Here is a 17,935-nt window from a genome sequence, read left to right on the forward strand (position 1 = left end):
CGGTGACGCAGTCCCCCATCGGCGTCCTGGTGGTGGAAGATGAGCAGATCCCGGCCGAGGCCCATGCCGAGTACGTCCGGCGCATCCCCGGGTTCCGGCTCGCGGGGATCGCGCGTACCGGCACGGAGGCGCTGAATATGCTCAAGGACGCCGGTCGGATGGCGGAGGAACCGGGTATTGACCTGGTGCTGCTGGATATGAACCTGCCCGATCTGCACGGGCTGGACCTGCTGCGGCGGATCCGGGGCGCGGGGCTGCCCGTTGACGTCATTGCCATCACCGCCGTCCGGGATCTGGCCGTAGTGCGCAGTGCCATGTCCGGCGGGATCGTCGGATACCTGATCAAGCCGTTTACCTTCTCTGCGTTCAGCACCAAGCTCACCACCTATGCCGAGTACCGGCGCCGGATGGGAGAGCAGGCAACCGCCACCACCCAGAGCGAAGTGGACAGTGCCTTTGCCGCGCTCCGGCCGGCTGTGGCAGCCGTACTGCCCAAGGGCCTCTCGGGAGAAACACTGGCCGCCGTCGGTGACCTGCTGAAGCGTGCCCCGTCCCCTCTGTCCGCCACGGAGGTGGCAGTGCAGCTGGAAATGTCCCGGATTACCGCCCGGCGCTATCTGGAGCACCTGGCCGATCAGGGTGCCGTGCTGCGTGCCCCGAGGTACGGCACTCGCGGCCGCCCGGAACTTGAATACAGCTGGCGGCGGTAACCGGCGACGTTACCCCCGGGATCCGCCCGGCCGCAGCAACGGCGTCAGGGCCTCGATCACTGCCGGATCCTCGATGGTGGAGGGGACGGTGTGCGGGACCCCGTCAGCAATCTGGCGCATGGTTTTGCGCAGCACCTTTCCGGAGCGGGTCTTTGGCAGGGCATCCACCACTTGGACCTCTTTGAAGTCCGCCACCGCCCCGATCCGCGAGCGCACACGTTCCACGAGTTCGCGCTGCAGCTGCGCCGCGTCCGTCTCGGCGCCACTCTTGAGCACCACGTAGGCGCAGGGACGCTGGCCCTTGAGCGGGTCCGCGACCCCGATCACCGCACACTCGGCGACTGCGGGATGGGAGCCCACCGCTTCCTCCATGGCGCCGGTGGAGAGGCGGTGTCCGGAGACGTTGATGACGTCATCCGTGCGGCCCATCACGTAGAGGTAGCCGTCCTCATCCAGATAGCCGGAGTCCCCCGTGGCGTAATACCCCTCAAAGACCTCCAAGTAGGCGTTCCGGTACCGCTCATCACTGCCCCACAGCGTGCGCAGCGTGCCCGGGGGCAGCGGCAGGCGCAGGGCAATGTTCCCTTCCATTCCCGGCGGCACCTCGGCGCCGGCGCCGTCCAGGATGCGCACGGTGAAACCGGGAACCGGGACGGTGGGTGAGCCGGGTTTGACCTGCAGCTCATCCAGGCCCACGGGGTTGGCGCAGATAGCCCAGCCGGTTTCGGTCTGCCACCAGTGGTCAATGACCGGAACATCCAGCGCGGCGCCCGCCCACTCCAGGGTGGCCGGGTCCAGGCGCTCGCCGGCGGAAAACAGGTGCCGCAGCCGGGACAGGTCGTACCGGCCGGGTTCGACGGCGTCCGGGTCGGCCTTGCGGATCGCACGGAGGGCGGTAGGGGCGGTGAACAGCACGTCCACTCCATGCTCGGCGGCAACCCGCCAGAAAGCGCCGGCGTCAGGGGTTCCCACCGGTTTGCCCTCATACAGGACCGTCGCTGCCCCGGCGATCAGCGGCGCATAGACAATGTATGAGTGGCCCACCACCCAGCCGACGTCCGACGCCGTCCACATCACCTGCCCCGGGCCGACGCCGTAGATGTTGCGCATCGACCAGGCCATGGCCACGGCGTGGGAACCGTTATCCCGCACCACTCCCTTGGGTGATCCCGTGGTGCCGGAGGTGTAAAGGATGTACAGCGGGTCACCCGCGGCCACGGAGACCGGTCCGGCCGGTTCGGCGGCAGCGGCAAGTTCCGCCCAGTCCTGCCATGAGGCTCCGCCCGCGCCGTTGAAGTCGGCGCGGGACGCGCTGAACCCCTTGCGTTCGGCAACGACGACGGCGTCTACCCGGTGCCCGGCTGTCTCCAGCGCCTCGGCCACGGCCGGCAGGTACTCCACCCTGCGCTTGGGCTCCACCCCGCCGCTGGCAGTCACGATGACCTTCGGGCCGGCGTCGTCAATCCGTGCCGCCAGCTCCCGCGGTGCGAATCCGCCGAACACCACGGAGTGCACCGCACCCAGCCGGGCGGTGGCCAGCATGGCAATCACCGCTTCGGGAATCATGGGCAGGTAAATGATCACCCGGTCCCCCGCCTCCACCCCGAGTCCGCGCAGCACACCGGCGAAGGTTTCCACCTCGGCCAGCAGCTCACGGTAGGAATAGGTCCGCTGCACCCCCAGCATGGCCGAATCGTAGATCAGTGCGTCGGCATCCCCGCGGCCGGCCGCCACATGCCGGTCCAGGGCGTTGTAGCTGGTGTTCAGCCGCCCGTCCGGGAACCACGCATACAGGGGCGCGGCAGAGGACTCGAGTGCGAGCGCAGGCGGAACGTCCCAGTCCACCATGGACGCCGCCTCCAGCCAGAAGCCTTCGGGGTCTGCCGTGCTCCGGGCGTAGGTCCGGGCGTAGGTGTCGCGCTCTGCCATGAATCCTCCTCGATCCGCTGCGGTACGCGCCATGCTACTAGCGGCGCGGCAGTGACGGCGCAAGACCGTGCCGGTCCGGGCCGGGACGGCTTCATTCGGAAAGGCATCTGTATACACAGCAGGGATCCAGACAGCACTTTGTGAGCCCGGATACGTTAAATTGCGCTCTCATGTATACACTGTGGTGAACGTGACGCAGGTATCAGACGTGAGGAGGCGCACCATGCGGGCCAGTGACCGTGCTTATGCCGCCTTGCGCCAGGACATTGTCAATTGGGAGCTGCCGCCGGGCACCGTGCTGGGCGAAGTGGAACAGTCCGCCCGGCTGGGCGTCTCCCGCACGCCCCTGCGCGAAGCACTCAGCCGTCTCACCGCGGACGGTCTGGCGGCCCCGCACAGCGGACGCGGCGTCGTGGTTACCGGCATATCGCTGGATACCGTTGCGGACCTGTTCGAGCTGCGGCAGGCGCTGGAATGCAAGGCAGCGGCACTCGCCGCGGTCCGCGGACCGGCGCCGGCCTTCCACGCGCTGGCGTCCCGTTTCCGCTCCGCCGGGGAAGTGATCGGTTCGGCCGACGGCGACCGCACCGGCTACTACTCGCTGGTGGCCGAACTGGATGCCGCCATCGACGCGGCCGCCGCCAATGCCTATCTGACCCAGGCGCTGGGCAACGTGCGGCTGCATCTGGCCCGTGTCCGCCGGCTGGCCAAGGACAACCCGGAGCGGCTGTTCGAAACCGCCGGCGAGCATGCCACCATCGCCGACGCCGTGGCCTCCGGCAACCCGGAGCTGGCGGCTGCCGCCGTCGCCGTCCACCTGCATAAAAGCCTCAACCATCTTCGGTCCGCCCGGACCGGTTCCCCTGAGATCACCACCCCTGAGATAAGGACACACCGTGAACCTGCATAAAGTGCGCGTCTACCGCAGCGACGAGAAGCTGGCCCGTGAGGATCAGCTCGCCTACAAAATTGCCCGGGTTGCCGCCGACCCCGTGGATGTCACCGCCGACGTCACGGATATGGTCATCAACCGCATCATCGATAACGCTTCCGTAGCCGTGGCATCCCTGAACCGCGGTCCCATTGTCGCCGCCCGCGCCCAGGCCCTCTCCTTCTCCCCCTCGGCGCACGGCAAGGGCGCCTCCGTCTTCGGTGTGCTCGCCAAGACCAGCCCCGAGTGGGCCGCCTGGGCCAACGGCGTGGCCGTGCGTGAACTCGACTACCATGACACCTTCCTGGCCGCCGAGTACTCCCACCCCGGCGACAACATCCCGCCGGTGCTCGCCGTCGCCCAGCACACCGGGGCCTCCGGCAAGGACCTGGTCCGCGGCATCGCCACCGGCTACGAAATCCAGGTCAACCTGGCCAAGGCCATTTGCCTGCACAAGCACAAGATCGACCATGTGGCCCACCTCGGCCCCTCCGCGGCCGCCGGCATCGGCACGCTGCTGGGGCTCGACGTCGACACCATCTTCCAGGCCGTGGGCCAGGCCCTGCACACCACCACCGCCACGCGCCAGTCCCGCAAGGGCGAGATCTCCACCTGGAAGGCCCACGCTCCGGCCTTCGCCGGCAAGATGGCCGTCGAGGCAGTGGACCGTGCAATGCGCGGCCAGACTTCCCCCACGCCTATCTATGAAGGTGAAGACGGCGTGATCGCCTGGATGCTGGACGGTCCCGACGCCGCCTACGAGGTTCCGCTGCCCGAAGAAGGCGAAGCCAAGCGCGCCATCCTGGACACGTACACCAAGGAACACTCTGCGGAGTACCAGGCCCAGGCCTGGATTGACCTGGCCCGCAAGATCCACGGCGAGCACCCCGAAGCCGCCGATCCGGCCAACGTGGAGAGCGTCCTGATCGCCACCTCGCACCACACCCACTACGTCATTGGCTCCGGCGCGAACGATCCGCAGAAGTACGATCCCACCGCCTCGCGCGAAACCCTGGACCACTCCATCCCGTACATCTTCACCGTGGCCCTGCAGGACGGATCCTGGCACCACGTGGATTCCTACTCCCCCGAACGCGCCGGCCGGCCGGACACCGTGGAACTGTGGCACAAGGTCACCACCGTGGAGGATCCGGAGTGGACCCGCCGCTACCACTCGCTGGACATCAGCGAGAAGGCCTTCGGCGGCAAGGTCACCATCGTGCTGACCGACGGCACCGTGATCACCGACGAAATTGCCGTTGCGGACGCCCACCCGCTGGGCGCCAAGCCGTTTGCCCGTGAGCAGTACATCAACAAGTTCCGCACCCTGGCCCGCGGCCTGGTGTCCGAGGAAGAGATCGAGCGCTTCCTGGCCACCGTGCAGCGCCTGCCCGAGCTGGCCGCCGGCGAGCTGGACCAGCTGAACATCACCGCCGCCGACGGCGTCATCACCCCGGCCGCCGCACCGAAGGGACTCTTCTAAATGCTGTACTCCTCCGTAACCCCCGAAGCCAAGCGGATTGCCTTCCGTGAAGGACTGGCCTCCGGCACCCTGCAGCAGTTCCCGGGCGCCTTCAACCCGCTCTCGGCCCGCCTGATCGAGGAAAAGGGCTTCCACGGCGTCTACATCTCCGGCGCCGTCCTGGCCAATGACCTGGGCCTGCCGGACATCGGGCTGACCACCCTCACCGAGGTGGCCACGCGTGCCGGGCAGATTGCCCGGATGACCGACCTGCCGGCCATCGTCGACGCCGACACCGGCTTCGGCGAGCCGATGAACGTGGCACGCACCATCCAGGAACTCGAGAACGCCGGCCTGGCCGGCTGCCACATCGAGGACCAGTTCAACCCCAAGCGCTGCGGCCACCTGGACGGCAAGAACGTGGTGGACACCGAAACCGCGGTCAAGCGCATCCGTGCCGCCGCGGACGCGCGCCGGGACCCGAACTTCCTGATCATGGCCCGCACGGACATCCGCGCCGTGGACGGACTCGAAGCCGCCCAGGACCGCGCCCGGGCGCTGGTGGAGGCCGGCGCCGATGCCATCTTCCCCGAAGCGATGAAGTCCCTCGAGGAATTCGCGGCCATCCGCGCCGCCGTCGACGTGCCGATCCTGGCCAATATGACGGAGTTCGGCAAGAGCGAGCTGTTCACCTACGAGGAGCTCTCCTCCGTGGGCGTGAACATGGTGATCTACCCCGTCACGCTGCTGCGCAGCGCCATGGGTGCGGCCGAGCGGACACTGGAAACCATCAAGGCGCACGGCACGCAGGAGTCCGATGTGCCCAACATGCTCACACGTGCACGTTTGTACGATCTGGTGGATTATGAGGCGTACAACCACTTCGACACGTCCGTTTTCAACTTCCAGGTTCCGGGCACCCACTAGACCCGGCCAGGCATTAACCGCACGACGAAGGAGTCAGCACCAATGACAGATCCCCAGATCCACAAGGGCCTGGCGGGGGTACTCGTAGACACCACCCGCATCTCCAAGGTCAACCCCGAGACCAACTCCCTGCTCTACCGCGGCTATCCGGTCCAGGAGCTCGCCGCCCGGTGCAGCTTCGAAGAAGTGGCCTACCTGCTCTGGAACGGCGAGCTGCCCACCGAGGCGGAACTGGCCGAGTTCACCGACGGGGAACGCGCCCAGCGTGCCCTCACCCCCGAGCTGAAGGCCGTCATCGACGCGCTGCCGGTCACCTGCCACCCGATGGACGTCTGCCGCACCGCAGCCTCCGTCCTGGGCGCCTCGCATGAGCTGGCCGAGGATTCATCGGTACAGGCCAACATGGACAAGGCCGTGGGCCTGTTCGCGGCCATGCCCGCCGTCGTCGCCTACGACCAGCGCCGCCGCCGCGGCCAGGACGTCGTGGAGCCCCGGGATGACCTGGGCTACTCGGCGAACTTCCTCTGGATGACGTTCGGCGAGGAAGCCGCCCCCGAGGTGGTGGAGGCCTTCAACGTCTCGATGATCCTGTACGCAGAGCACTCCTTCAACGCGTCCACCTTCACCGGGCGTGTCATCACCTCCACGCTCTCGGACCTGCACTCGGCAGTCACCGGAGCCATCGGTGCGCTGAAGGGCCCGCTGCACGGCGGCGCCAACGAAGCCGTGATGCACACGTTCGAGGAAATCGCGCAGAGCGCGGGCGACGGCGACGTCGCGGCCCACGCTGCAGCGTGGCTGGACGAGGCGCTGGAACAGAAGAAGAAGATCATGGGCTTCGGCCACCGGGTCTACAAGAACGGGGATTCCAGGGTGCCGACCATGAAGGCATCCCTGGACAACATGGTCAAACACTATGACCGCCCTGACCTGGGGGACCTGTACACGGCGCTGGAATCGGCCATGGGTGAGCGCAAGAACATCCTGCCGAACCTGGACTACCCGGCCGGCCCTGCCTACCACCTGATGGGCTTTGATACGCCCACGTTCACACCGCTGTTTGTTGCGGCGCGGATTACCGGGTGGACGGCGCACATCATGGAGCAGCTTGAAGCCAACTCCCTGATCCGTCCGCTGAGCGAGTACAACGGAGCCGAGGAGCGGCACCTGCCGTAGGTTTGTGCCGTTGATGAGGCCCCGAGGGGCCCGGAACGGCGGCAACGAAATTTCCGTGCTCGCAGAGCTCTCAGGAAATACTAAAGCCGCCTTCCTCCTGACTCCTCGGGGCCTTACCCGTGCCCGTGTAACCGGCACCGGCCTCCTTCCCGCCGCTCGCAGCATCGGGAATGCCAGCTAGGGGCGCCGCCCCGCTTCAGGAAAAAAGGATGCTTGCTACGTTGACGTTGTCGTCGGCGATGGTGACGACGGCGTCGAAGTATTCGCCGGCCAGCAGGCGGGGCATCCAGTGGGCGGAGTCCGGCCACATCCTGGCATAGGGCATCTCCCCCGCCGGATACCAGGCCGGGCGGATCTCCTCCGTCTCCACAGGATCGCCCTCCCAGCGCTGTGCCCGAAACAGGACGGTGGACATGTCCAGGGCCGGTGCGGCGGGGAAGATCCATTCGATGGTGCCGGCCTGTTGCAGGTCCGCTTCGGCGACGACGACGCCGGACTCTTCCTCCACCTCGCGGACGGCTGCCTGTTCGGGAGTCTCCCCCGCCTCGATGTGTCCGCCAAGGGTGACAACCCGGCCGAGGCCGAAGCCGGTCTTCTTCAGGCCCATCAGGACCTGCGGACCGTCCTGTGTGGTCCGGAACAGGAAACAGAGGACCACCGGGGACGCCCGGAAGGCCGGCACCCCGCCCGCAGGCATCACAGTGCCCGGGGGTGGGCTGCGGCGTAGACCTCGCGCAGGGTCTCTGCGGTGACCAGGGTGTAGACCTGCGTGGTCGTGACCGAGGCATGCCCCAGCAGTTCCTGGACCACGCGGACGTCGGCACCGCCTTCGAGCAGGTGCGTCGCGAAGGAGTGGCGGAGGGTGTGCGGCGAGACGTCACGGCCGATGTTGGCCTTCTCAGCGGCGTTTTTAAGAATGGTCCAGGCACTCTGCCGGGACAGCCTGCCGCCCCTGGCGTTGAGGAAGAGTGCCGGAGTGCCTTTGCCCTTGGCCGAGGCCGCGGGCCGGCCGCGCACCAGATAGTCATCCAGCGCCCGGGCAGCATAGGAACCCAGTGGGACCAGGCGTTCCTTGGACCCCTTGCCGAAAAGCCGCACCACGTCCGGACCCTTCGCCGGAATCCGTTCCAGGGACAGGTCATCCACGTCCAGGCCCACGGCTTCACTGATGCGGGCACCCGTCGAGTACAGGAACTCGAGCAGGGCACGGTCGCGCAGGCCGGACGGGGTATCCAGTGAGACGGCTTCGAGGATGCGCGTGACTTCGCTGACGCTGATGGCCTTGGGCAGGCGTTTGCCCGGCATGGGCGGATGCACATCGGACGCAGGATCGGCGGCGGTCATTCCTTCCAGCGCCCAGAAGCGGTGCAGTCCGCGCACCGCAACAATGGTCCGGGCCGCCGAGCGCACGCTCAGTGCAGACGCACCGTCGGATCCTTCGGAGATGGACTGGGCGAAGGCCGTGACATCGTGCCGCGAAATACGGGTAATGTCCTCCACTCCCCTCGCGGCCAGGAAGCGGGCGTAACGCAGCAGGTCGCGGCGGTAGGCGTCCAGCGTATTGACCGCCAGGCCGCGTTCCACGGCCATGTGCTGCAGGTAGGCTCCGATGGCCCGGCCGGCCGGGGTGGAGCGGAGCTCTTCGGCAGCCGAGTGCGACGTAGCGGCACGCGACCTGGCAGGCGCCTTGGCCGGGGTATTACCCGCCTGGGCGGCGCCGGTCCGGGTCTTGGGTTCCCCGGCCGGTCCCGCATCGTCTGCGGGCGCTGCCGTGCGGGATGCGTTGGAGGGACCGGTGCGGTCCAGCTCGGCCAGATCAGCGTCCCGCAGGCGCCGGGCAGCTTCGGAATCCAGATCCAGTTTGAGTGTGGGGTTCAGGGACCCGCTCAGGTTGATGGCTACGGTGTCGTTGCTGTTCCCCGGTGAGGCGTCAGCGGTGGTCATGCTTGGTTCCTAGCTAGCGAACCGGGCCGTTGGGCCAGGTGGAGTGCTGCGAGTGGTGCTCGGGCCACGGTGCGTCGGCCGGACGCAGATCCCGGAAACCGTTGCCGCGTGCGACGGCGGCTGCAAGGACCGCGGCGACGGCAGAGGGGCTGTGCATTCTCCCCTGCAGGGCTGCCTGCACTGCATCATCCAGGTCCACCCATTCGGCCTTGATCTCGGCTTCCTCGTGGGTCCTGGTGTGACGCTCCGCAGCCGGGACTTCGGAAATACCGCGGGCCAGGTAGATCCGCAATGCCTCGCGGGAGGAACCCGGCGAGAGGAACAGATCGGTCAGGACCTGCCATTCCGAAGCCACTAGGTCTGCTTCCTCCGCCAGTTCGCGGGCGGCGCCGACCTGGAAGTCCTCGCCGTCCACGTCCAGCAGGCCGGCCGGAATTTCCCACAGGGTCATCCTCACCGGGTGCCGGTACTGGTTGATCAGCAGCACCTGGCCGGCGTCATTCATGGCCAGGATGGCCACGGCGCCGGGGTGGGTGATGTAGTCACGGACGAGGGGCTCGCCGTCGTCGGTCAGGGTGAACTTCTCCTTGACCACGTCCCACACCTGACCGCTGTACACCGTTTCCGATGCCAGCAGCCGCCGCGGGCTTTGTTCGTCAGCGAACCCCTGCGTCCCTGTCATGGTGCTAGGCCTTGGCTTTCTGGTGGGCCAGGGCAGCCTTGACGAGTCCGGCGAAGAGCGGGTGCGGACGCGTCGGGCGGGAGCTGAGCTCCGGGTGAGCCTGCGTGGAGACGTAGTACGGGTGGACATCGGCGGGAAGCTCGACGAACTCCACCAGGCCGCCGTCGGTGGTGGTTCCGGAGAACACCAGGCCGGCGTCGGCGATCTGGTCACGGTACTGGTTGTTGACCTCGTAGCGGTGGCGGTGACGTTCGGCCACCTCCGTCTTGCCGTAGGTCTTGGCAACCACGGACTCCGGTTCCAGCTTGGCATCCCAGAGGCCCAGGCGCATGGTGCCGCCCATGTCGCCGCCGCCGGCAACAATGTCCTTCTGCTCGGCCATCGTGGCGATAACCGGGTACTGCGTATCCGGTTCGAACTCGGACGAGGAGGCACCCTCAAGGCCCACCACGTTGCGGGCGTATTCAATGACCATGCACTGCAGGCCAAGGCACAGGCCCAGCGTCGGGAGTTTGTTCTCCCGGGCATAGGTCAGGGCGCCGAGCTTGCCTTCGAGGCCGCGGATGCCGAAGCCGCCGGGCACGCAGATGGCGTCGGCGCCGGCCAGCGCCTTCGCGGCACCTTCGGGGGTGTCGCAGTCATCGGAGGGAACCCAGCGGATGTTGACCTTGGCCTTGTTCGCGAAACCGCCGGCGCGCAGCGCTTCGGTCACGGAAAGGTAGGCGTCCGGCAGGTCCACGTACTTGCCCACCAGGGCAATATCCACGTGGTGCTTGGGGTTGTGCACGGCTTCAAGCAGGCGGTCCCACTTGGTCCAGTTGACGTCCTTGAACTTCAGGTCCAGGTGCTGGACGATGTACGCGTCCAGGCCCTGGGAGTGAAGGGTCTTGGGGATGTCGTAGATGCTCGGGGCATCCGGGCAGCCGATCACTGCGTCAACGTCGACGTCGCACATGCGGCCAATCTTGTTGCGCATGGCATCCGGCACCGGGCGGTCCGAGCGGATGACGATGGCGTCCGGCTGGATGCCGATGGAGCGCAGGGCAGCCACGGAGTGCTGCGTCGGCTTGGTCTTCAGTTCCTGGGACGGGCCGATGTACGGCACCAGGGACACGTGCAGGAAAAAGACGTTGTTGCGGCCGATGTCCTGGCGCACCTGGCGGGCTGCCTCGAGGAACGGCTGGGACTCGATGTCGCCGACAGTGCCGCCGATTTCGGTGATGATGACGTCGGGGGTCTTCTTCGCCTCGGAGGGCAGGCGCATGCGGCGCTTGATCTCGTCGGTGATGTGCGGGATGACCTGCACCGTGTCGCCGAGGTATTCGCCGCGGCGTTCCTTGGCAATAACGGTGGAGTACACCTGGCCGGTGGTCACGTTGGCGGAACCGTCGAGGCTCTCATCAAGGAACCGCTCGTAGTGTCCAATGTCGAGGTCCGTCTCGGCACCGTCATCGGTCACGAAGACCTCGCCGTGCTGGAAGGGGTTCATTGTGCCCGGATCCACATTCAAGTAGGGATCGAGCTTCTGCATGGTCACCGCTATGCCGCGCGACCTCAACAAATGGCCGAGACTTGACGCTGTCAGTCCCTTACCGAGTGAGGACGCCACGCCACCGGTGACGAAGATGTGTTTGGTCGTAGAAGACGACTTGGGAAACCTGGAATTTGATCGCTGCACCACGGAGTTCGAGCCTATCACCTTTTGCCGTTTCGGGTTTGACCTGCACTGGAATTCTGACCGGCGGCTCCGCCCTGCGGGGTTCCCGCATGAGTTGGCCGGGTCATTGGAGATGTCCCGCTGAGCCCAGCAGCTCCTCGGCGTGGGCACGTGCCGATGCCGAGTCTTCCTGGCCCGCAAGCATGCGGGCAAGTTCCTTGATCCGCTCCTCCTGGCCCAGTACCCGCACGTCGCTTGCGGTGACACCGGAGCCGTCGTCGGCAGCGGTTGAGGTCTTAATCACGCGGATGTGATGATCGGCGAAGGCTGCCACCTGTGGAAGGTGGGTCACCACGATCACCTGGACGTGCTTTGCCAGCATGGCCAGGCGCCGCCCGATTTCGACGGCGGCCTTACCGCCCACGCCGGCGTCAACCTCATCGAAGATGAAGGTGGGCACCGGGTCCACGGCGGCGAGGACCACTTCGATGGCGAGCATGACGCGCGAGAGTTCGCCGCCGGAAGCTCCCTTCCCCAGCGGGCGGGCGGGCGCCCCGGGGTGGGGTGCCAGCAGGAACGCAATGGTGTCCGCACCGTACGGCCCGGGCTCCCCCGCAGGTTCAACCTCAATGACCAGGTTGGCGTCCTTCATGGCCAGGGCCGTCAGCTCGTCGCTGACCCGCCGGGACAGTTCCGCTGCGGCGTCGGTGCGTAGCTTGGTCAGCGCCGCACCCCTGGTTTCCAGCCGTTCGCCGAGCGACGTGATTTCCGCCTCGAGGGCTTCTATCCGGGTGTCGTCGGAGCTGAGCTCAGCGAGCCGTTTGGCGCTTTCCGCGCCCCATTCCAGTACGCCGTCGATGGAGGGCGCGTACTTGCGGACCAGGCCGGCCAGTTCTGCGCGCCGGGATTCCACCTCTGCCAGCCGTTCAGGTCCCTCTGAATCCAGAGATGCGCCGTAGCTGGCCAGTTCCGTTGCGATGTCCGCCAGAATATAGCCGACTTCCGCCAGCCGCTGGGCTGCCGAGGCAAGGGCCGGGTCATGCTCGCCCGCGGATTCGAGCTGGCGTTTGGCGGCGTCCACCAGCGAGGTGGCATCACCGCCGTCAGCGAAGTCGTCCGCGATCAGGGCCGCATGGGCACCGGCGGCCGCGGTCCGCAGTTCCTCCAGGTTGCCCAGGCGCATGGCTTCGGATTTGAGGGTTTCATCCTCCCCTGGCTGCGGGTCCACCGCCTCGATTTCCTCCAGCGAAGCGGTCAGGTATTCGGCCTCGCGCAGCCGGTCCCTCGCCTGGTCCCGGAGTTCGGCCAGTTCCTTGGCGGCGGCGCGCCAGCGGGCATAGTCCTCCCGGTAGGATCCGAGCTCGGCGGCCAGCGGAGCGCCGGCGTACTTGTCCAGAGCCTCCCGCTGCGCGGCGGCACTCTTCAGTCTCAGCTGGTCGGTCTGCCCGTGGACCACTACAAGGTGCTCCCCGACCTGGGCCAGCACCCCCACCGGAGCGGATCGTCCCCCTACGTGGGCACGGCTGCGCCCGTCGGCGTTGACGGTGCGGACCAGGGTGAGTTCGGCGGCGCCGTCGTAGTCCTCCAGTTCGGCACCAGCCTCGGCAGCTCGGAGGGCTGCCGGACTCTGCGGGTCAACGTGGACGAGCGCCTCAGCGACGGCGGACTTGGCACCAATGCGTACCGCGCCTGCATCGGAACGGGCGCCAAGCAACAGGCCCAGTGCGGTGATGACCATGGTTTTACCGGCACCGGTCTCGCCGGTGACCACGGTAAAACCGGGCCCCAGGTTCAAGGTGGCATCGGTGATGACACCGAGGTCCCTGATCCGGATTTCCTCAATCATTCGACGAAGCCTCCGCGGTCGGTAACTGCCTGGTCTGTAGCGGCGGTGTCTGCATCTGCACTCTCCCGGCTGCCCTCTGCCGCACCGGCGGCTTCCCGGAGGCCTGCATCCCTGCGGCTGGGGCTCAGGTCGGTTCCCGCCGGCGGAGCGGCTGCGGGCCCGCGCCAGCCATGGGTCGGAAGCTGGAATTTGCGGACCAGGCGTTCAGAGAAGGGGGTCAGGTGGGTCCGTGCCAGCCGCACCGGGGTTTGGGAACGTGTGACCTCCACCCGGGAGCCCGGGGGAAGGTCCAGGCTGCGCCTGCCGTCGCACCAGAGCACACCGGATGCGTCCGTGCGGGTCAGGATTTCCACGGCAAGCACGGAGGTGGGTGCCACGACCAGCGGCTTGGCGAACAGGGCGTGCGCGCTGATCGGGGCCAGCAGCAGTGCCTCGACTTCGGGCCACACCACGGGACCGCCGGCGGAAAAAGCGTAAGCCGTGGAACCGGTGGGGGTTGCCAGCACCACGCCGTCGCATCCGAAGGAGCTGATCGGGCGGGCATCGACTTCGATAACCACCTCCAGCATGCGCTGCCGGTCGGCTTTTTCCACGGCCGCTTCGTTGAGCGCCCAGGTATGCGCAATCAGGGTGTTGCTGTGCCAGACCTTCACGTCAATGGTCATGCGTTCTTCGACCGTGTAGGCCCGTTCCACCACCCAGTGCACGGTCTGGGCCAGGTCCGCACGTTCGCTTTCCGCAAGGAAGCCCACATGGCCCAGGTTCACGCCCAGCAGCGGTACGTTGGTGCCCCGGACCAGTTCCGCGGCGCGGAGGATGGTGCCGTCTCCGCCAAGCACCATGCCCAGGTCAACATCGGTCAGTGCCACGTCTTCGTCGAGTATTTCGGTGGGGGCGGTCAGGACGCCGTATTCGGCCTGGATATCCTCCAGGTCCCGGCGGCGCATGACGGGGATCAGGCCCGACGAATGCAGCTGGGTGCAGGCCTCCTGGGCAGCGGTCATGGCGGCCCGCCGTCCCGTGTGGGCCAAAACCAGTATCCGTCTGCTCATCTGCGCCTTCATCCTCTTCGTTGCCGGTGTCTTATGGCACGTCCATCCGTCAGTCTTCTACGGCAGACTCCCCCACCGCAAACCCGGTGAAGCCAGCGAATGCCTCATCCACCACCCGCTCCGCGGCTGTATCAGCCGGGCCGGCGGGGACGGCTTCAGCACGTTCCGGAACCTGCAGCCACATAAAGAACTCAACATTCCCGTCCTGGCCGGGCAGCGGACTGGGCGCTATGCCGCCGATCCGAAGCCCTGCCGCCATGGCAGCGGCCGCCACACGGGTCACTGCCTGCCGGTGCCTGGCGGGATCCGTGACCACGCCGGTGCGGTTCAGGTTCTCCCGGCCCACCTCGAACTGCGGTTTGACCATCAGCAGCAGGCTGCCGCCGGGGCGGGTGGCAGCTGCCAGCGGTCCCATCACCATGGTCAGGGAGATAAAGGACAGATCAGCGACGGTGAGGTCCACGGAACCCCCGATATCTGCCGGAGAAAGGTAGCGCACGTTCATGCCCTCGTAGACGCTGACCCGCGGATCCGTCCGGATCTGTTCCACCAGCTGGCCGTGGCCAACGTCCACGGCCGCGATGTGCGCGGCCCCGGAGCGCAGCAGCACATCAGTGAATCCTCCGGTGGAGGCACCCGCATCCAGGCAGCGCGCCCCCTGGGCACGGACGGCCGGAAAGGCCGCCAGGGCACCCGCCAGCTTGTGTCCGGCACGGCTGACATAGTCCGGCAGACCATCATCGAGCACATCAAGCCGGTCTCCCGGCCCCACCGGCGCTGATGCCTTGCCTGCCGGCTGGCCCGCACGCATTACCCGGCCCGCTGCAATGAGCTTTGCCGCCTGGGTCCGCGACCGCGCCAGTCCGCGGGTCACCAGTTCCTGATCCAGTCTGGGCATGCTTAGCGTGCATCCTTCGCTGGTCCCGGCGCCGGCGCGTGCGGCGGCGTGTTCCCTTCGGCGTTTAATGCTGCCAGCAGCCCCTCATGGAGCGCGGAGTACGTTGCGCCGTGCGAGGAAACCGGGGCATCGTCCAGGGCCCGGAGTTCGTCCAGCAGCGAATCCACCTCAGTATCGCCGGTGGGGACCGGGGACTGCGGCCGCGATTCTGATGCTGCAGGCATCACCGAGTCCGGCAAGGCTGATTCGGACAACGCTGATTCAGACAACCCAGATTCGGACAACGCTGATTCAGACAATGGGGCTTCCTCCTGCGACTGCGGTAGAACGGATAGAACTGCTGGCACAAGACTAGCTGCGGGGTGTGACACTCCAGCGGATCTCCGGTGCCACCGCTGCTTCGACTTCCGGGTAGGCCGCCCACCACGCCGCGCACGCAGCGCGCCAGCTGTCCAGATTGGAAGAGTCTCCGGTGATCACCACTGCAGACCCGTCCACCCGGGCGCTGGCGGCTCCGCAGCTGTAACTCTCGCCGTCCCGTACCGGCTGCCGGTACGGCTGGAAAAGCGCAGCAAGATTCTCGATGATGTACACCGGCCGTTCCGGCGTGCGCGCCGCGAGGGCGGTCATGGGCGTATCGACGCCGGTCAGCACCAGCGCGGTGTCAAAGCCGGCGTTGGTCCCACCCAGGATGTCGGTGTCCAGCCGGTCCCCCACCACAAGCGGGCGTTCAACGCCCAGGTGACGTGCCGCCGTCGTAAACAGCGGTGCCTCCGGTTTGCCGGCCACGAAGGGTACGCGTCCCGTGGCAGCGCCGACGGCGGCCACGAGCGTGCCGTTGCCGGGAGCAATGCCTCGGGCCTGCGGAATGGACATGTCGGTATTGGTGGCTACCCAGACGGCGCCCCTGCCGACGGCGAAGGCGGCCTCCGCAAGGTCCTTCCATCCCAGCCCGGGGTCGAACCCCTGAATGACGGCATCCGGTTCATCCTCGGCTGAGTCAACGCACACCAGCCCCTGGGCTTCCACGGCCGCCCGCAGCGTGGCACTGCCCGTCACCAGGACGCTGGCACCGGCCTGCACCTTGGCAGCAAGCAGTTCGGCCCCGGCCTGCGCGGACCCGAAGACGTTGGCCGCCGTAGCCGGTGCTCCGAGTTCGCGCAGGTGGGCCGCCACGGTCTCCGAAGAGCGTGAGGCGTTGTTGGTGATGTAGGCAAGCCGGACCGGGGAGTCCGCCACCCTGCCCAGTGCCTCTACGGCACCCGGGATGGCGTGCGGGCCGGCATAGACCACCCCGTCCAGGTCCGAAAAGACCGCGTCATAACCCGAGACCAGCGAAGAATCAGTCATCGATACGCGACTGTTCCGTCTCGTCGGCGTCTTCGCGTGCGGTGTCCTCATCCTCGTCGTCGTCCATGTTGAAGTCGCTCACCACAACCTCGACGTCCTCATCCACGTCGCCGTCCTCGGTCAGCAGGCCTTCCTGCTCGTCGCTTGGCAGTGCATCGGCGTCCTCTGCCGGTTCGACCACCGAGTTGTCCTTGGGCGCGGACTCCTCATCTGCTGCAAAGTAGGCCCCGGAGCGGTCCTCGCGGCGTTCGGAACGGCGTTCCTTGCGTTCTTCCTCGGGTGCCAGGTCAAAGATCTCCGGTTCGGCGAAATCGCCCATACCCAGTGCGCTGTCGGCACGCAGTGCCTGCTTACGCCAGGTCTCGGCTTCCTCATTCCGGCCGGCCAGCTCCAGTGCATCAGCGTAGGCACGGAACAGGCGCGGGCTGAAGGAGAAGGCCCGGTTACGGTCCAGCTGCGGAATCTCCAGGGCGCTGACGGCGGCCTCGAACTGCCCCATGTCCATGCGCGCACCGGAGGCAACAATGGCCAGGTCCACCTGACCTGCGGTATCCAGATCCTTGGCGTCCTCGGACCGGACAAGATCCAGTGCCCGCTCCGGATGACCCAGGCCGCGTTCGCAGTCGGCCATCATGGGCAGGTAGTCATTGGAACCGCTGATGCGACGGTAGGTACGGAACTCGCGGAGGGCCTCACCGAAGTGCTCGGCGGCATAGGCGGTCAGGCCCACGGCCTCGCGGACAACGGCCATGCGTCCGCCTCGCCGGCTGGCAGCGAGGGCGTGCTGGAATGCCAGCTCCGGTTCGTCGTCGATCAGGCGTCCGGCCATCACCAGGTGCTTGGCAACCCATTCGCCGTTGACCTCTTCGAGGTTGCGAAGCTGGGCGCGGGTTACCTTGTCCAGCTCCTGTCCGGTGACGTCCTCGTCGATCTCGGGCGAACGCTCACGGTCCGGCCGGTTGGCGCTGCGCAGGTCCTTCGCATTGCGGGGCCGGGGCGCAGCCGGGGCTTCGTCCCGGCCAAATGCGGGACGGCCCGCCCCCTGCGAGGGACGGTCACCGCGCGGCGGACGGCTTTCGCGCTGGGGGCGATCATCACGGTTGAAAGGCTTACGCTCACCATCACGAGCAGGACGGTCATCACGCGAGAACGGCTTACGGCCGCCAGCGGATGCACCGCGGTCGCCGAAGGAGCGACGCTCACCATCACGCGGCGGACGGCTATCCCGCTGCGGGCGATCATCACGGCTGAAAGGCTTACGCTCACCATCACGGGCAGGACGGTCATCACGCGAGAACGGCTTACGGCCGCCAGCGGATGCACCGCGGTCGCCGAAGGAGCGACGCTCACCATCACGCGGCGGACGGCTAT

Annotated in this window: 16 protein-coding genes; 5 read left to right on the forward strand and 11 right to left on the reverse strand. The window is 67.1% G+C overall.

The window, feature by feature from the left end:
- The first annotated feature begins 2 nt into the window (after nucleotides 1–2).
- Nucleotides 3–710 carry a response regulator gene (locus tag AC5RVB_RS09640; RefSeq protein ID WP_290245301.1) on the forward strand — a complete coding sequence of 236 codons (708 nt, stop codon included), beginning with the start codon at nucleotides 3–5 and terminating at the stop codon, nucleotides 708–710.
- A gap of 9 nt (nucleotides 711–719) precedes the next feature.
- Here the strand turns inward: AC5RVB_RS09640 and AC5RVB_RS09645 are convergent, their stop codons facing one another.
- Nucleotides 720–2,639 (reverse strand): AMP-binding protein, encoded by a 1,920-nt coding sequence (locus tag AC5RVB_RS09645; protein WP_494142580.1) that lies wholly within the window; start codon nucleotides 2,637–2,639, stop codon nucleotides 720–722.
- A gap of 223 nt (nucleotides 2,640–2,862) precedes the next feature.
- On the opposite strand from AC5RVB_RS09645, the gene AC5RVB_RS09650 reads away from it, so the two are divergent.
- Genes AC5RVB_RS09650 through AC5RVB_RS09665 form a run of 4 tightly spaced genes read left to right on the forward strand, consistent with a single transcriptional unit; the run spans nucleotide 2,863 to nucleotide 7,135 of the window.
- On the forward strand, nucleotides 2,863–3,549 hold the full coding sequence (locus AC5RVB_RS09650; protein ID WP_227902351.1) for a GntR family transcriptional regulator: 687 nt from the start codon (nucleotides 2,863–2,865) through the stop codon (nucleotides 3,547–3,549).
- On the forward strand, nucleotides 3,536–5,053 hold the full coding sequence (locus tag AC5RVB_RS09655) for an MmgE/PrpD family protein (RefSeq protein WP_227902335.1): 1,518 nt from the start codon (nucleotides 3,536–3,538) through the stop codon (nucleotides 5,051–5,053). The genes AC5RVB_RS09650 and AC5RVB_RS09655 overlap by 14 nt, the downstream gene beginning before the upstream one ends.
- Nucleotides 5,054–5,959: a methylisocitrate lyase gene (gene prpB / locus AC5RVB_RS09660; protein WP_227902336.1), complete on the forward strand. Its 906-nt coding sequence runs from the start codon at nucleotides 5,054–5,056 to the stop codon at nucleotides 5,957–5,959.
- 42 nt (nucleotides 5,960–6,001) lie between these two features.
- The gene (locus tag AC5RVB_RS09665) at nucleotides 6,002–7,135 is read left to right on the forward strand and encodes a bifunctional 2-methylcitrate synthase/citrate synthase (protein WP_227902337.1); all 1,134 of its coding nucleotides are present in this window, start codon (nucleotides 6,002–6,004) and stop codon (nucleotides 7,133–7,135) included.
- 196 nt (nucleotides 7,136–7,331) lie between these two features.
- Here AC5RVB_RS09665 and AC5RVB_RS09670 read toward each other — a convergent pair whose 3' ends face one another.
- The 10 genes from AC5RVB_RS09670 to AC5RVB_RS09715 all read right to left on the reverse strand — a co-directional run.
- Nucleotides 7,332–7,832 carry an 8-oxo-dGTP diphosphatase gene (locus AC5RVB_RS09670; RefSeq protein ID WP_494142581.1) on the reverse strand — a complete coding sequence of 167 codons (501 nt, stop codon included), beginning with the start codon at nucleotides 7,830–7,832 and terminating at the stop codon, nucleotides 7,332–7,334.
- Nucleotides 7,832–8,725 carry a site-specific tyrosine recombinase XerD gene (xerD, locus tag AC5RVB_RS09675; protein ID WP_231709834.1) on the reverse strand — a complete coding sequence of 298 codons (894 nt, stop codon included), beginning with the start codon at nucleotides 8,723–8,725 and terminating at the stop codon, nucleotides 7,832–7,834. Before xerD ends, AC5RVB_RS09670 begins: the two co-directional genes overlap by 1 nt.
- A gap of 367 nt (nucleotides 8,726–9,092) precedes the next feature.
- Entirely contained in the window at nucleotides 9,093–9,761 is a 669-nt protein-coding gene (locus tag AC5RVB_RS09680; protein ID WP_227902339.1) for an NUDIX domain-containing protein, read from the reverse strand.
- Between the two features lie 4 nt (nucleotides 9,762–9,765).
- A complete protein-coding gene (gene pyrG, locus AC5RVB_RS09685; RefSeq protein ID WP_279326973.1) occupies nucleotides 9,766–11,460 on the reverse strand; it encodes a CTP synthase in 1,695 nt (564 codons plus the stop codon).
- An 82-nt stretch (nucleotides 11,461–11,542) separates the two neighbouring features.
- Complete coding sequence (gene recN / locus AC5RVB_RS09690) at nucleotides 11,543–13,264, reverse strand: DNA repair protein RecN (RefSeq protein WP_227928069.1); 1,722 nt, start codon at nucleotides 13,262–13,264, stop codon at nucleotides 11,543–11,545.
- On the reverse strand, nucleotides 13,261–14,316 hold the full coding sequence (locus AC5RVB_RS09695) for an NAD kinase (protein WP_227902342.1): 1,056 nt from the start codon (nucleotides 14,314–14,316) through the stop codon (nucleotides 13,261–13,263). Before AC5RVB_RS09695 ends, recN begins: the two co-directional genes overlap by 4 nt.
- A gap of 49 nt (nucleotides 14,317–14,365) precedes the next feature.
- Nucleotides 14,366–15,214 (reverse strand): TlyA family RNA methyltransferase, encoded by an 849-nt coding sequence (locus tag AC5RVB_RS09700; RefSeq protein WP_227902343.1) that lies wholly within the window; start codon nucleotides 15,212–15,214, stop codon nucleotides 14,366–14,368.
- Between the two features lie 2 nt (nucleotides 15,215–15,216).
- On the reverse strand, nucleotides 15,217–15,438 hold the full coding sequence (locus AC5RVB_RS09705) for a hypothetical protein (protein ID WP_227902344.1): 222 nt from the start codon (nucleotides 15,436–15,438) through the stop codon (nucleotides 15,217–15,219).
- 127 nt (nucleotides 15,439–15,565) lie between these two features.
- Nucleotides 15,566–16,564, reverse strand: coding sequence for an HAD-IIA family hydrolase (locus tag AC5RVB_RS09710; RefSeq protein WP_227902345.1), 999 nt, complete (start codon nucleotides 16,562–16,564; stop codon nucleotides 15,566–15,568).
- On the reverse strand, nucleotides 16,557–17,935 hold a 1,379-nt coding region (locus tag AC5RVB_RS09715), incomplete at its 5' end, for a hypothetical protein (protein ID WP_494142582.1). The genes AC5RVB_RS09710 and AC5RVB_RS09715, both read right to left, overlap by 8 nt.

Source organism: Arthrobacter sp. Y3225209, from assembly GCF_059090685.1.

What these genes read in the sequence shown, in the direction of transcription:
- recN (WP_227928069.1), bottom strand. Translation starts at nt 13,264, where the DNA reads ATGATTGAGGAAATCCGGATCAGGGACCTCGGTGTCATCACCGATGCC.
- AC5RVB_RS09645 (WP_494142580.1), bottom strand. Translation starts at nt 2,639, where the DNA reads ATGGCAGAGCGCGACACCTACGCCCGGACCTACGCCCGGAGCACGGCA.
- AC5RVB_RS09700 (WP_227902343.1), bottom strand. Translation starts at nt 15,214, where the DNA reads ATGCCCAGACTGGATCAGGAACTGGTGACCCGCGGACTGGCGCGGTCG.
- AC5RVB_RS09705 (WP_227902344.1), bottom strand. Translation starts at nt 15,438, where the DNA reads ATGCCTGCAGCATCAGAATCGCGGCCGCAGTCCCCGGTCCCCACCGGC.
- AC5RVB_RS09665 (WP_227902337.1), top strand. Translation starts at nt 6,002, where the DNA reads ATGACAGATCCCCAGATCCACAAGGGCCTGGCGGGGGTACTCGTAGAC.
- prpB (WP_227902336.1), top strand. Translation starts at nt 5,054, where the DNA reads ATGCTGTACTCCTCCGTAACCCCCGAAGCCAAGCGGATTGCCTTCCGT.
- xerD (WP_231709834.1), bottom strand. Translation starts at nt 8,725, where the DNA reads ATGGCCGTGGAACGCGGCCTGGCGGTCAATACGCTGGACGCCTACCGC.
- AC5RVB_RS09695 (WP_227902342.1), bottom strand. Translation starts at nt 14,316, where the DNA reads ATGAGCAGACGGATACTGGTTTTGGCCCACACGGGACGGCGGGCCGCC.
- AC5RVB_RS09650 (WP_227902351.1), top strand. Translation starts at nt 2,863, where the DNA reads ATGCGGGCCAGTGACCGTGCTTATGCCGCCTTGCGCCAGGACATTGTC.
- AC5RVB_RS09680 (WP_227902339.1), bottom strand. Translation starts at nt 9,761, where the DNA reads ATGACAGGGACGCAGGGGTTCGCTGACGAACAAAGCCCGCGGCGGCTG.
- AC5RVB_RS09670 (WP_494142581.1), bottom strand. Translation starts at nt 7,832, where the DNA reads ATGCCTGCGGGCGGGGTGCCGGCCTTCCGGGCGTCCCCGGTGGTCCTC.
- AC5RVB_RS09710 (WP_227902345.1), bottom strand. Translation starts at nt 16,564, where the DNA reads ATGACTGATTCTTCGCTGGTCTCGGGTTATGACGCGGTCTTTTCGGAC.